Here is a 12,155-nt window from a genome sequence, read left to right as displayed (position 1 = left end):
GGAGGAGCCGGGCTGGGTGATGCGGTGGTGACCCCAACCGGATTCGAACCGGTGTTACCGCCGTGAGAGGGCGGTGTCCTAGGCCGCTAAACGATGGGGCCGTTTTTGCAACTCGTCGAGTATGCCACAGCGCGCACAGCCCGACCAAATCGAGGCCCGACCGGGCCGGATCCGCCCGATCCGACGCCGTCCCCACGCCCCCACGCCCGCGCCTGGCCGCCCCCGCCCGCCGGTTTGCCCCGGCCGCCTCGACGGTGTTGGCTCCTCTCATGCGATTGACGAAGCTCGAGCACTCGGCCCTGGTCCTGGAACAGAGCGGACGGAAGCTCTTCATCGACCCGGGCTCCTTCACCACCCCGATCACCGAGGCCATGAACGCCGACGCCATCGTCATCACGCACGAGCACCCCGACCACTGGACGCCCGAGCAGCTCAAGCGGATCCTCGACAAGAACGAGGGCGTGCCCGTCTACGCGCCGTCCGGCGTCGCCGCCGCCGCAGCCGACTTCGACGTGACCGTCGTCGAGGCGGGCGACGTCATCGAGGTCGGCCCGTTCACGCTCCGCTTCTTCGGCGGCGATCACGCCGTCATCCACGAGTCGATCCCCGTCGTGCAGAACCTCGGCGTGCTCGTCAACGACGCGCTCTACTACGCGGGCGACTCCTTCACGATCCCCGAGGGCATCGAGGTGGACCTCCTCGCCGCCCCCGCCGGCGCGCCCTGGATGAAGATCAGCGAGTCCATCGACTACGTCCTCGCCGTGAAGCCCCGCCGCGCGTTCCCCACGCACGAGATGGTGCTGTCGACCGCGGGCAAGGCCATGTCGAACGGCCGCCTCCAGTGGGCGACCGAGCAGGGCGGCGGCGAGTTCCACGCGCTCGAGCCCGGCGACAGCATCGACCTCTAGGCGACCCGCGGCGGCGGGGCCGTTCCGCGCCGGCCTGCCGGATCCGGTCGGACCGCCCCGATAGCATCGAGCTCCGGGCCCGGTCGGGTCCACCACGAGCGGACGCGGGGGCACCAGGCATGGACGGTCTCGCCGCCATCTCCCTCATCGTCGAGTTCCTCACCTGGATCGCGCTCGTCCCCGGCATCGCGCTCTACGTCGCCGGCGTCTCCGTGCGCGTGCTCGGCCGGCGCTGGACGGCCACGGAGGGCCTCGTGGCCGACGCGCCCGCGGGCGACGGCGGCGCCGGATCCAGGCGGGTCCTCCGCTGGTTCGACGACGACGGCGACGTGCACGAGGCACCCGCCGACACGGCCGAGACCCGCGACCTCTCCCCCGGATCCGACGTGCGCGTCTGGTTCTCGCCGCGCGCCCCGTGGCGGGTCCGCACCCACGCGCCCGAGCTCGACGGCCGCGCGCTCCGCATCACCGGCCTCGTGCTGATCGGCATCGGCGCGGTCGCGGCGGTCGGGGGCATCGGCCTGCTCTTCGTCGAGTAGCGGTCGCCGCGCCTCGTCCCGCGCCGGTCCGGCTGCGGATCCGCCCGGACGGTCGGGAGCGCTCCATGCGGCCGTATAGAGTGATTCCTCGAAGGGGAGTACTCCCATCCGGCGGTCGTGTCGTCAATACGGTCGGACCACTCCGACCCGTACGACCGGTTCCGTGAGCAGCAGCTCGCGGGGTGGAGGAGACCTTCAGTACCCCACCGGACCCGTCAGCGGTCCGAGTACTGGAGAACCCCCGAAATGGATATCCCCTTCTGGCTCTGGGCCGCGACCATCGCGGCCGTCCTCGGCCTGCTCGTCTTCGACTTCTTCGCGCACGTGCGGAAGGCGCACGAGCCGACGCTGAAGGAGTCCGCGACCTGGTCGGTCGTCTACATCGTCATCGCGCTCGTGTTCGGCGTGGGCGTCGGCGTCTTCTCGAACTGGACCTTCGGCGGCGAGTACTTCGCCGGCTACGTGACGGAGAAGGCGCTGAGCGTCGACAACCTCTTCGTCTTCCTCATCATCATGTCGAGCTTCGCCGTGCCGCGAGCCTTCCAGCAGAAGGTGCTCCTCGTGGGCATCGCGATAGCCCTCGTGATGCGCGGCATCTTCATCGCGATGGGCTCCGCGATCATCGACAACTTCTCCTGGGTCTTCTACCTCTTCGGCGCCCTGCTGCTCGTGATGGCCTACAAGCAGATGAAGGAGACGCACGACGAGGACGAGTCCGACTCGAAGCTCATCCGCACGCTCCGCCGCTTCATCCCCACCTCGGACCACTACGACGGCGACAAGCTGACGACCCGCGTCGACGGCAAGAAGCTGTTCACCCCGATGTTCCTGGTGATGCTCGCCATCGGCCTCACCGACGTGCTGTTCGCGCTCGACTCCATCCCCGCGATCTTCGGGCTGACGCAGGAGGCGTACATCGTCTTCACCGCCAACGCCTTCGCGCTGCTCGGCCTGCGCCAGCTGTACTTCCTGATCTCCGGGCTCCTCGAGCGCCTCGTGTACCTCTCGCAGGGCCTCGCGGTGATCCTCGGCTTCATCGCCGTGAAGCTCGTGCTGCACGCCATGCACGTCAACGAGGTGCCGTTCATCAACGGCGGCGAGCCGATGCTGTGGGCGCCCGAGATCCCGATCTGGTTCTCGCTGTCGTTCATCCTCCTCACCATCACGGTGGCGACCGTCGCGAGCCTCGCGAAGACGAAGCGCGACGCGTCCGCCGTCGAGGGCACCGACCAGGCGGCCTCCGTCGAGGGCGAGAAGGCACCGGTCGACGCGGACGACGACGCGGCGCGCGGCTCCGGCCGCAGCGTGGACGCGGACGCCCCGCGCCGCTAGCGCTCCCCGCACCACCGCCACGACGCCCGCTCCCGGATCCCGGGGGCGGGCGTCGTCACGTGGGACGGGAACGGCGGCGGCGGCTCAGCCGAGGCGCGTGCTGCCGATGCCGCCGTCGACGTCGAGCAGCGCGCCGTGCACGAACGCCGCCTCGTCGGACACGAGGAAGCGCACGGCGAAGGCGACGTCGACGGGGCGTACCGGGACGCCCGCCGGCGTGGTCGCGGTCATGGCGTCGAGCACCGCCGCATCCGACGCGTTGCCGGGCGTGGCGGTCACGCCCGGCGCGACCGTGGTGACCCGCACGCCGCGGGGGCCGAACTCGGCCGCCCACGTGCGGGTCATCTGCTCGACGGCGGCCTTCGACGCCGTGTAGGCGGCGCCGAACGGGACGCCGACGCGCGACATCCAGGATCCGACGTTGACCACGGCACCGCTCCCCCGCTCCGCCATCGCGGGCGCGAGCGCCGCGACGAGCACGTGCGGCGCCCGGACGTTCACGGCGAGGACGGCGTCGAGGTCGTCGTCGCCGAGCGCCGCCGTCGGCCCGACCGGGTAGATGCCGGCGTTGTTGACGAGGATGTCGACCCGGCCGCCGAGGGCGGCCGTGGCCTCCTCCGCGAACCGGCGGATGCCGTCGGCGGCCCCCGCGAGGTCGGCGGGCACCGCGTGCGCGGTCCCGCCCGCCGCGGTGATGGCGGCGACGACGGCACGGGCTCGGTCGGCGTCGCGGCCACTGACGACGACCTCCGCGCCGGAGGAGGCGAGCACGCGGGCGACGGCCTCGCCGATGCCGCTGGTGGATCCGGTGACGACGGCCGTGCGGCCGGCGAGCCGGGTGTCGGGGACGAGGGACTGGATGGCTTCACTGTTGGACTGCATGGTCCAATTGATAGCACGTAGTGGACCGGATGGTCCAGCGAGGTAGGATCGGGGCATGGCCGAGCCGAGGATCACCGAGCGCGGGCGGCTCACCCGCCAGCGGATCGTCGAGGCCACCGGCGAGCAGATCCTCGCCACCGGCGTCGGCGGCACCACCCTCGACGACGTGCGCGCCGCCACGCTCACGAGCAAGAGCCAGCTGTTCCACTACTTCCCCGGCGGCAAGCTCGAGCTCGTGCGCGAGGTCGCGGGGTGGGAGGGCCGCCAGCTGATGGAGGCGCAGGAGCCGCACATCCACGACCTCGGCTCGTGGGAGTCGTGGGAGGCGTGGCGCGCGGCGCTCGTCGACTACTACATCGGCCGCGGCCGCTGGGCATGTCCCATCGGATCGCTCGCCACGCAGGCCTCCGCCCTCGACCCGGAGCTCGAGCGGGCCATCGCCGAGACCATGCGGTCCTGGCGCGCGTTCCTGGCACGCGGCGTGGAGCGGATGCGCGAGGCGGGCCTCGTCGCCCCCTCCGCGGATCCGCAGCGCATCGCCACGGTCATCCTCGCCGCCATCCAGGGCGGGCTGGTGCTCAGCCAGCCGGAGCGCTCCGCCTGGCCGCTCGAGGCGGCGCTCGACACCGCGCTCGCGCCGCTGCACGTCGCCGGGAACCCGCGCACCTGACCGACGCGACCCCGCCGTCGCACACTTTCGTGCGGGACCGCGGATGCGCCCGGCGTACGGTCGGACCATGGAATTCAGATACCTCGGCAACTCCGGCTTCAAGATCTCCGAGATCACCTACGGCAACTGGCTCACCCACGGGTCGCAGGTCGAGAACGACACCGCGACCGCGTGCGTCAAGGCCGCGCTCGAGGCGGGGATCACCACCTTCGACACCGCGGACGTCTACGCCAACACCAAGGCGGAGACCGTGCTCGGCGAGGCGCTCAAGGACGAGCGACGTGCCTCGATCGAGATCTTCACCAAGGTCTTCGGCCCCACCGGGCCCAAGGGGCACAACGACACCGGCCTCTCGCGCAAGCACATCATGGACTCGGTCGACGCCTCGCTCACGCGCCTCCAGACCGACTACATCGACCTGTACCAGGCCCACCGGTTCGACTACGAGACGCCGCTCGAGGAGACGATGCAGGCGTTCGCCGACGTCGTCCGCCAGGGCAAGGCGCTCTACATCGGCGTGAGCGAGTGGACGAGCGACCAGCTGCGCGCCGGCCACGCGCTCGCCACCGACCTGGGCTTCCAGCTGATCTCGAACCAGCCGCAGTACTCGGCCCTATGGCGCGTCATCGAGGAGGAGGTCGTGCCCACCTCGAAGGAGCTCGGCATCTCTCAGATCGTGTGGTCCCCCATCGCGCAGGGCGTCCTGACGGGCAAGTACAAGCCCGGCCAGGAGCTGCCGTCCGGATCCCGCGCGACCGACGACAAGGGCGGCGCGAACATGATCAAGCGCTTCATGAACGACGACACGCTCTCCCGCGTGCAGGCGCTCCAGCCGGTGGCCGACGAGCTCGACCTCTCGCTCGCCCAGCTCGCCGTGGCGTGGGTGCTGCAGAACGAGAACGTCGCGTCCGCGATCATCGGCGCCTCGCGCCCCGAGCAGGTGCACGAGAACGTGAAGGCGTCGGGCGTGACGATCCCGGCGGAGCTCCTCACCCGCATCGACGACGCCCTCGGCGACATCGTCGAGAAGGACCCGCGCAAGACCGACGAGAGCTCCCCGAAGACGCGCGAGGCCTGATCCGCCGCCTCGCCCGCACCACCACGCGGCCCCGCCCGACACCATCGGGCGGGGCCGCGCGTCCATCTCCCGGTCACCCGGCGGACAGCGGCAGCCCCGAGGGCACCCAGAGGATGCGGCGTAGGGTCGGGACATGGAATTCCGCTACCTAGGCAACTCAGGCTTCAAGATCTCCGAGATCACGTACGGCAACTGGCTGACCCACGGGTCGCAGGTCGAGAACGACACCGCCACGCAGTGCGTGCAGGCCGCCCTCGAGGCCGGCATCACCACGTTCGACACCGCCGACGGCTACGCGAACACCGTCGCCGAGAAGGTCCTTGGGCAAGCGCTCAAGGGCGAGAACCGCGACGGGCTCGAGATCTTCACGAAGGTCTACTTCCCGACCGGCGCCAAGGGCCACAACGACACCGGCCTCTCGCGCAAGCACATCATGGCGTCGATCGACGGCTCGCTCGAGCGCCTCCAGACCGACCACGTGGACCTCTACCAGGCCCACCGCTACGACTACGAGACACCGCTCGAGGAGACGATGCAGGCGTTCGCCGACGTCGTCCGCCAGGGCAAGGCGCTCTACATCGGCGTCAGCGAGTGGACCCCCGAGCAGCTCCGCGAGGCGCACGGCCTCTCCCGCGAGCTGGGCTTCCAGCTCATCTCGAACCAGCCGCAGTACTCGGCCCTCTGGCGCGTCATCGAGGAGGAGGTCGTCCCGACCTCGAAGGACCTCGGCATCTCGCAGATCGTCTGGTCCCCCATCGCCCAGGGCGTCCTCACCGGCAAGTACAAGCCGGGCCAGGACCTGCCGCAGGGCTCGCGCGCCACGGACGACAAGGGCGGCGCCGACATGATCAAGCGCTACATGAACGACGACACGCTCACCCGCGTGCAGGAGCTCCAGCCCGTCGCCGACGAGCTCGGCCTGTCGCTCGCCCAGCTCGCCGTCGCGTGGGTGCTCCAGAACGAGAACGTGGCGTCCGCGATCATCGGCGCCTCGCGTCCCGAGCAAGTGCACGAGAATGTGAAGGCCTCGGGCGTGAAGATCCCGGCCGAGCTCCTCACCCGCATCGACGACGCCCTCGGCGACGTCGTGGAGAAGGACCCGTCGAAGACGAGCGACAGCTCCCCGAAGGGGCGCCTCGCCTGATCCGCACCCGCTGAACGCGACGACGGCCCCGCTCGAGCAGATGCTCGGGCGGGGCCGTCGTCGTCACGCCATCGGGACCGCGGGCGGCGTCGGCGATCAAGCCTCGGCGCGGTCCGCCCACCGGAGGCGGGCGCGCGAGCGCTCCTCGACGACGCGGACCGACGCGCGCGGGTCCTCCTGGATGTCGGCGAGGACAGCCCGGATGGCCTCGCGACGGCGCTCCGGATGCGGGACCTGGGTGAACTCGCGGGTGTCGGAGCTCCAGATGATGGTGTCGCTCATGATGCGCCTTCCTGCCGGTACCCGATCATAGGCACGACGCCCGACATGCCGCTGCGCCCCGCGGCGGCATCCGTCGCGGTCCGGTGCGCGTGCGTCGTGAGGCACAGCAGCTCCGCCAGGCCCAGGATCCTCGCCATGGCCGCGACGTAGAGCTTGTCCTCGTGCAGGAGGCTGCCGGGACGGACCGCGTTGACGGTGAGGATGCCGAAGGCCACGCCCCCGGCCTCGACCCGGGCCGTGATGAACGTGCCGTAGGAACGCGTCCCCCGCCTGCCGGCGCGAGCGGCCTCCCACTCCGCGACGTCCTCGACGAACGACGTGGTCCGACGTCCGTCGAGGACATCCCACACATCCTGATCGTCGTCGCCGCCTTCCTCGAACACGGTCGTGAAGCCGTCCGTCCGCTCGGGGCTGCTGGCGACCTTGTCGGGTGTCATCCTCCGACGGGTCGCGCGGAGGTCCTCCACCCGGAAGTACGCGGCACGAGCGTCGACCGCGCCGACGCCCTCCTTGCACTGCACGGCGGCGGACTGACGGACGGCGGCGATCTCCTGGGAGCGCTCCGAGGCCGGTCGTCGAGCCAGGCCGTCGATGGTGCCGAGGAGCTCGCTGACGTTGTAGCCGAAGAGGATCGCGCTGCGCTCCCGGTCCGCTCGCGCCCGCCGGAGCGCCACCTCCTCCTGGGAGGCGGCCCTCGCGCGGAGCGCCTCCTCGGCGAGCGTCTTGCGCCACGTCAGCACCACCCCGGCGAAGACGGCGAGGGCGGACACCGCCGCGGTGAGGACCCTCCACTCCGCAGGGACCATGAGCCCCGCGAGCGTCGCCAGCGCCACCACCGCTCCGGCCACGACGAGCCACCGCTGGAGCACGATCGGGCGACCGATCGGTCGTCCCCTCGTCCGCTGCGGCATGCCTCGATCATGGTCCGTCGGACCGACACCCGGCCGGTGCACGGCGATTCCCGAGGCGAGAGCGCGACGCCATCGGCTGTGGAGGGGGAGGCAAAAGGAAAAGGCCCGGATTAACCGGGCCCGTCATTTCCTGTGTATTCAGTGCTGGGGTACCTGGACTCGAACCAAGAACAAAAGAATCAGAATCTTCCGTGTTGCCAATTACACCATACCCCAAGGTCCCGATGCGCGATCGGGCCTCGTCGAGTGTAGCCCATCGGCCGGATCGACGCCAAACCGGCGCCCGCCCGACGGGCCCGTGACGCGTCAGATGCGGGGCAGCAGATCCCGGTTGATCGCGCTCGCGGCACGCGCGCCGAAGCCGGCCGCGATGATCAGCTGCTGCGGCCCCGGCTGCGAGCTGTCGCCCGCCGCGTAGACGCCCGCGTGCGAGGTGCGGCCCTCGGCGTCGACGGCGATGTGGCCGTCGTCGTCCGTGTCGAGGTCGAGCCCGGAGAGGAAGTCGAGCGCCGTCGAGTAGCGCGGGCGCACGAAGCCGCCGGACCGCGGGACGACCGCGCCGTCCTGCATCCGGATGCCGGTGATGACCGCGCGCTCGCCCTCGATGTCGGCGACGGGACGCCGGTCGACGCGGATGCCGAGGGACGCGAGCCCGCGCTCCCCCGCCTCGTCGATCTCCGCGACGCCGTTCGTGAAGACGATGATGTCGCGCGACCACTGCGAGAGCAGCAGCGCGCGCTCCACGAGGTCGTCGGTCTCGCCGATGAGGAAGAGCGGCTCGTCCGCCTTCTCGTAGCCGTCGCACTCCATGCAGCTGTGCACGGCGGTGCCGTAGTAGGCGCGGATGCTCGGCAGGTCGGGCAGGGTCTCCACGAGGCCCGTGGCGATCAGGATCCGGCGCGCGCGCACCTCGCGGTCGGGCGCGCGCCGCACGCCCTTCGCCCGGATGGTGAACCCGCCCGGGGACGGCTCCGCGGACTGCACGACGGCGAGCTGGAACTCGCCCTCGTCGTACGACTCCACCTCGACCTGGCCGAGCTTGCGGAGCTCGAGCGGGGAGATCCCGTCACGCGTGACGAAGCCGTGCGACATGAGCGTCGCGGCGTTGCGCGGACGGCTGCTGTCGAGCACGAGCGTGCGGCGCCGGGCGCGCACGAGGTTCAGCGCGGCGGACAGGCCCGCGGGGCCGGCGCCGATGACGACGACGTCGTACGAGTCGCCCGTCGCGGTGGACCCGGCGCCGTCCGGGACCGCGCCGGTCGCCGCGGCACCGATCGCGCCGGTTCCCCCGGGATCACTCACCGAGCATCCCCGCGAGGCGGTCGAGGCGCGCGATGGTCTCGTCCTTGCCGAGCAGCACCATCGACTCGAACAGCGGCGGCGAGATGCGGCGCCCGGAGACGGCGACGCGCAGCGGGCCGTAGGCGAGGCGCGGCTTCATGCCCATGCCGGTGATGAGCGTGTTCTGCAGCACCTCCTGCACGAGGTCGACGTCCCACTGCGTGTGCGGGACGCCGTCGAGCGCTCCGCGCGAGGCGGCGAGCACCGAGGGGGCGTCGTCCTTGAGCGCCTGGACGGCCGCGTCGTCGTAGGGCAGCGCGTCGGCCGTCGTGAACAGGAACGACAGCAGGTCAGGCGCCTCGCCGAGGAGCTGCATGCGCTCCTGCACGAGCGGGGCGGCCGCGTCGAGCATCCGCCGCTCGTCGTGCGTGAGCTCGGCGCCGACGACGCCGGCCGCCTGCAGGTACGGTACCAGGCGCTGGGCGAAGTCCTCGAGCGCCAGGAGGCGGATGTGGTCGCCGTTCAGCGACTCCGCCTTCTTGAGGTCGAAGCGCGCGGGCGCCGGCGTGACGTCGGCGACGTCGAACGCGGTGACCATCTCCATCCGCGAGAACACGTCGCGGTCGTGCGTGAGCGACCAGCCGAGGAGCGCCAGGTAGTTGACGAGGCCCTCGGGGATGAAGCCGCGGTCGCGGTGGTGGAACAGGTTCGACTCCGGGTCGCGCTTGGAGAGCTTCTTGTTGCCCTCCCCCATCACGTAGGGCAGGTGGCCGAAGCGCGGGATGGCGTCGGCCACGCCGATGTCGATGAGCGCGTGGTACAGCGCGATCTGCCGGGGCGTGGACGAGAGCAGGTCCTCGCCGCGGAGCACGTGCGTGATCCCCATGAGCGCGTCGTCGACCGGGTTCACGAGCGTGTAGAGCGGGGCGCCGTTGGGGCGCACGAGCACGAAGTCGGGGAAGGACCCGGCGGGGAACGTGACCGTGCCGCGCACCAGGTCGTCGAACGAGAGGTCGGTGTCCGGCACGCGGAGGCGGAGGGCGGGCGCGCGGCCCTCGTCGCGGAACGCCTGGCGCTCGGCCTCGGTGAGGTCGCGCTCGAAGTTGTCGTAGCCCATCTTCGGGTCGCGGCCGGCGGCGCGGTTGCGCGCCTCGATCTCCTCGGCCGTCGCGTAGCTCTCGTAGAGGTGGCCGGACTCGGTGAGCTTCCGGATCACGTCGAGGTAGAGGTCGGTGCGCTGCGACTGGCGGTACGGCGCGTGCGGACCGCCGACGCCCTCGCCCTCGTCCCAGTCGATCTCGAGCCAGCGCAGCGCCTCGATGAGCTGGCCGTAGCTCTCCTCGCTGTCGCGCGCGGCGTCGGTGTCCTCGACGCGGAAGATCAGCTTGCCGCCCGTGTGGCGCGCGTAGGCCCAGTTGAACAGGGCCGTGCGGATGAGGCCGACGTGCGGCGTCCCCGTCGGGGACGGGCAGAACCGGACGCGGACGTCGGTGCCGGAAGCGGTGGTCACGGGGTGGGTCGTTGCGTCAGTCATCCTGGTCACGATTCTAGGGCTCGGGCTGCGCCTCGCCGTCGGCGCCGGGCGCGACGTCGGCGCAGTACGGCTCGAGGAGGTCCCACCGGTCGTACTGGTCGCCGGGCGGCACCCCGCACTCCAGGAGGACGGCGCCCGCGGAGCGCGTGGGGTCGAGGCCCTCGAGGGTGCCGGATCCGCGGAAGCCGCCGTCGCAGCCCGTCACCGTCACGTGCGCGGACTGCGCGGAGCCGAGGTAGCCGATCACGTAGCGGGCCGCGCGGTCGAGCGCGGGGTCGAACGAGGTGATCTGCAGGGGACGACCGAACCGCGGCCCCACGAGGTCGCGGTCGCGGAGGTCCGCGCCGAGGAAGGCCGCCCAGGTCTCCGGCGGGGCCAGGCCGTCGGCGACGGGGACGGCGGATCCGTCCCGCTCGTCGAGCCGCAGGCGGAGGGCCGGCCGCAGGGCGGTGTCGGTGCGCGTGACGCGCTGCGTGGTGGAGCCGAGGCCGGGCTGCTCCCCCGCGCTCGGGATCCGCACGGTGAGGACCCGCACCGCGAGCAGCTCGTCGGCGGGACCCGACTCCGGCTCCGCCCAGTCGATCGCGAGGTCGGCCGGCGTGCAACCCGCCGGGAGGCCGAGCTCCGCGGCGCCCGCGGTGGGCGAGGCGGTCGGCGACGCGGAGGGCGCGGCGCCCGACGGCCCCGGCGTCTCGAGCCCGTAGTCGGACACGTCGTAGACGCACCCCGACAGCATCGCGACGGCCCCGGCCGCGAGCGCGAGGCGCAGCGCACGGCCGGGGCGGTCCATGGTCAGGCGCGGGCGCGCGCGGGGTTGGAGAGCGTGCCGATCCCCTCGATCGACACCTCGACGACCTGGCCGTCGGTGAACGGGCCGACGCCCGCGGGCGTGCCCGTGAGGATCACGTCGCCGGGCAGCAGGGTCCAGACCCGCGAGGCGAACGCGATGAGCTCGGCCACCGAGTGCACCATCTCGCTCGTGCGACCGGACTGGCGGAGCTCGCCGTCCACGCGCGTCTCGATGAGCGCGTCCTCGAACGCGCCCTCGGTCTCGATCCACGGGCCGAGCGGGCAGAACGTGTCGTAGCCCTTCGCGCGGGCCCACTGGCTCTCGGAGTGCTGGATGTCGCGGGCGGTCACGTCGTTGCCGATCGTGTAGCCGAACACCGAGCGGGCGGCGTCCTCGACGGTGGCGTCGCGCGTGATCCGGCCGATGACGACCGCGAGCTCGCCCTCGTGCTCGACGCGCTCGCTGTCGGCGGGGAGGCGGATGACGTCGTCCGGGCCGATGACCGAGGTGTTCGGCTTGAGGAAGATGAGCGGCGTGGTGGGCGCCTCGCTCCCGTGCTCGGCGGCGTGCGCCGCGTAGTTGCGGCCCACGGCCACGACCTTGGAGCGCGGGATCACGGGCGCGAGCAGCCGGGCGTCGGCGAGCGGCACGCGCTCGCCCGTGGTCTGGTAGCCGCTGAACATCGGGTCGCCGGTGAGGACGACCAGGTGGCCCTCCTCCTCGTCGAGGATGCCGAAGCGGGGGTCGTCACCGGTGCTGAATCGCGCGATCTTCACGCTGTCGACCCTAGCCGTGCGGGCGGCG

13 protein-coding genes and 2 tRNA genes are annotated in these 12,155 nt (G+C 71.7%); 6 read left to right on the top strand and 9 right to left on the bottom strand.

The genetic code is table 11. From position 1 onward, the window contains the following. Positions 1 to 25: 25 nt before the first annotated feature. Positions 26 to 101, bottom strand: a tRNA-Glu gene (locus FGG90_RS01430). Positions 102 to 269: 168 nt separating this feature from the next. On the opposite strand from FGG90_RS01430, the gene FGG90_RS01425 reads away from it, so the two are divergent. The 3 genes from FGG90_RS01425 to FGG90_RS01415 all read left to right on the top strand — a co-directional run bounded on the left by FGG90_RS01425 (position 270) and on the right by FGG90_RS01415 (position 2,779). Further along, the gene (locus tag FGG90_RS01425; protein WP_094131116.1) at positions 270 to 908 is read left to right on the top strand and encodes an MBL fold metallo-hydrolase; all 639 of its coding nucleotides are present in this window, start codon (positions 270 to 272) and stop codon (positions 906 to 908) included. A gap of 119 nt (positions 909 to 1,027) precedes the next feature. Then, the gene (locus FGG90_RS01420; protein WP_094131118.1) at positions 1,028 to 1,447 is read left to right on the top strand and encodes a DUF3592 domain-containing protein; all 420 of its coding nucleotides are present in this window, start codon (positions 1,028 to 1,030) and stop codon (positions 1,445 to 1,447) included. A 246-nt stretch (positions 1,448 to 1,693) separates the two neighbouring features. Continuing rightward, positions 1,694 to 2,779 carry a TerC family protein gene (locus tag FGG90_RS01415; RefSeq protein ID WP_094131120.1) on the top strand — a complete coding sequence of 362 codons (1,086 nt, stop codon included), beginning with the start codon at positions 1,694 to 1,696 and terminating at the stop codon, positions 2,777 to 2,779. A gap of 84 nt (positions 2,780 to 2,863) precedes the next feature. Here FGG90_RS01415 and FGG90_RS01410 read toward each other — a convergent pair whose 3' ends face one another. Then, entirely contained in the window at positions 2,864 to 3,661 is a 798-nt protein-coding gene (locus FGG90_RS01410) for an SDR family NAD(P)-dependent oxidoreductase (RefSeq protein WP_094131122.1), read from the bottom strand. Between the two features lie 55 nt (positions 3,662 to 3,716). On the opposite strand from FGG90_RS01410, the gene FGG90_RS01405 reads away from it, so the two are divergent. From FGG90_RS01405 to FGG90_RS01395, 3 genes are all read left to right on the top strand, one after another. Next, complete coding sequence (locus tag FGG90_RS01405) at positions 3,717 to 4,331, top strand: TetR/AcrR family transcriptional regulator (protein WP_094131124.1); 615 nt, start codon at positions 3,717 to 3,719, stop codon at positions 4,329 to 4,331. A 67-nt stretch (positions 4,332 to 4,398) separates the two neighbouring features. Beyond that, the gene (locus tag FGG90_RS01400) at positions 4,399 to 5,409 is read left to right on the top strand and encodes an aldo/keto reductase family protein (protein ID WP_094131126.1); all 1,011 of its coding nucleotides are present in this window, start codon (positions 4,399 to 4,401) and stop codon (positions 5,407 to 5,409) included. Positions 5,410 to 5,542: 133 nt separating this feature from the next. Beyond that, entirely contained in the window at positions 5,543 to 6,553 is a 1,011-nt protein-coding gene (locus tag FGG90_RS01395; protein ID WP_094131128.1) for an aldo/keto reductase family protein, read from the top strand. Positions 6,554 to 6,649: 96 nt separating this feature from the next. On the opposite strand, the gene FGG90_RS01390 is transcribed toward FGG90_RS01395, so the two are convergent. The 7 genes from FGG90_RS01390 to FGG90_RS01360 form a co-directional block, all read right to left on the bottom strand. Then, a complete protein-coding gene (locus FGG90_RS01390; RefSeq protein WP_094125976.1) occupies positions 6,650 to 6,835 on the bottom strand; it encodes a hypothetical protein in 186 nt (61 codons plus the stop codon). Then, positions 6,832 to 7,746 carry a hypothetical protein gene (locus FGG90_RS01385; protein WP_094125977.1) on the bottom strand — a complete coding sequence of 305 codons (915 nt, stop codon included), beginning with the start codon at positions 7,744 to 7,746 and terminating at the stop codon, positions 6,832 to 6,834. The genes FGG90_RS01390 and FGG90_RS01385 overlap by 4 nt, the downstream gene beginning before the upstream one ends. Before the next feature lie 144 nt (positions 7,747 to 7,890). Continuing rightward, a tRNA-Gln gene (locus FGG90_RS01380) sits at positions 7,891 to 7,962 on the bottom strand. Positions 7,963 to 8,052: 90 nt separating this feature from the next. Continuing rightward, positions 8,053 to 8,943, bottom strand: coding sequence for an NAD(P)/FAD-dependent oxidoreductase (locus tag FGG90_RS01375; protein WP_210433078.1), 891 nt, complete (start codon positions 8,941 to 8,943; stop codon positions 8,053 to 8,055). Between the two features lie 97 nt (positions 8,944 to 9,040). After that, a complete protein-coding gene (gltX, locus tag FGG90_RS01370) occupies positions 9,041 to 10,561 on the bottom strand; it encodes a glutamate--tRNA ligase (protein ID WP_094125978.1) in 1,521 nt (506 codons plus the stop codon). Positions 10,562 to 10,574: 13 nt separating this feature from the next. Further along, the gene (locus tag FGG90_RS01365) at positions 10,575 to 11,351 is read right to left on the bottom strand and encodes a hypothetical protein (RefSeq protein WP_094125979.1); all 777 of its coding nucleotides are present in this window, start codon (positions 11,349 to 11,351) and stop codon (positions 10,575 to 10,577) included. Positions 11,352 to 11,353: 2 nt separating this feature from the next. Further along, positions 11,354 to 12,127, bottom strand: coding sequence for a fumarylacetoacetate hydrolase family protein (locus FGG90_RS01360; protein ID WP_094125980.1), 774 nt, complete (start codon positions 12,125 to 12,127; stop codon positions 11,354 to 11,356). Positions 12,128 to 12,155 lie beyond the last annotated feature (28 nt).

The organism is Clavibacter michiganensis subsp. tessellarius, assembly GCF_021922985.1.
Lineage (GTDB): Bacteria > Actinomycetota > Actinomycetes > Actinomycetales > Microbacteriaceae > Clavibacter > Clavibacter tessellarius.
This window is presented reverse-complemented; position numbering and strand designations above follow the sequence as displayed.

Excerpts from the sequence above, each read along its gene's own strand:
- FGG90_RS01425 (WP_094131116.1), top strand. The coding sequence starts at position 270 with ATGCGATTGACGAAGCTCGAGCACTCGGCCCTGGTCCTGGAACAGAGC.
- FGG90_RS01420 (WP_094131118.1), top strand. The coding sequence starts at position 1,028 with ATGGACGGTCTCGCCGCCATCTCCCTCATCGTCGAGTTCCTCACCTGG.
- FGG90_RS01415 (WP_094131120.1), top strand. The coding sequence starts at position 1,694 with ATGGATATCCCCTTCTGGCTCTGGGCCGCGACCATCGCGGCCGTCCTC.
- FGG90_RS01410 (WP_094131122.1), bottom strand. The coding sequence starts at position 3,661 with ATGCAGTCCAACAGTGAAGCCATCCAGTCCCTCGTCCCCGACACCCGG.
- FGG90_RS01405 (WP_094131124.1), top strand. The coding sequence starts at position 3,717 with ATGGCCGAGCCGAGGATCACCGAGCGCGGGCGGCTCACCCGCCAGCGG.
- FGG90_RS01400 (WP_094131126.1), top strand. The coding sequence starts at position 4,399 with ATGGAATTCAGATACCTCGGCAACTCCGGCTTCAAGATCTCCGAGATC.
- FGG90_RS01395 (WP_094131128.1), top strand. The coding sequence starts at position 5,543 with ATGGAATTCCGCTACCTAGGCAACTCAGGCTTCAAGATCTCCGAGATC.
- FGG90_RS01390 (WP_094125976.1), bottom strand. The coding sequence starts at position 6,835 with ATGAGCGACACCATCATCTGGAGCTCCGACACCCGCGAGTTCACCCAG.
- FGG90_RS01385 (WP_094125977.1), bottom strand. The coding sequence starts at position 7,746 with ATGCCGCAGCGGACGAGGGGACGACCGATCGGTCGCCCGATCGTGCTC.
- gltX (WP_094125978.1), bottom strand. The coding sequence starts at position 10,561 with ATGACTGACGCAACGACCCACCCCGTGACCACCGCTTCCGGCACCGAC.
- FGG90_RS01365 (WP_094125979.1), bottom strand. The coding sequence starts at position 11,351 with ATGGACCGCCCCGGCCGTGCGCTGCGCCTCGCGCTCGCGGCCGGGGCC.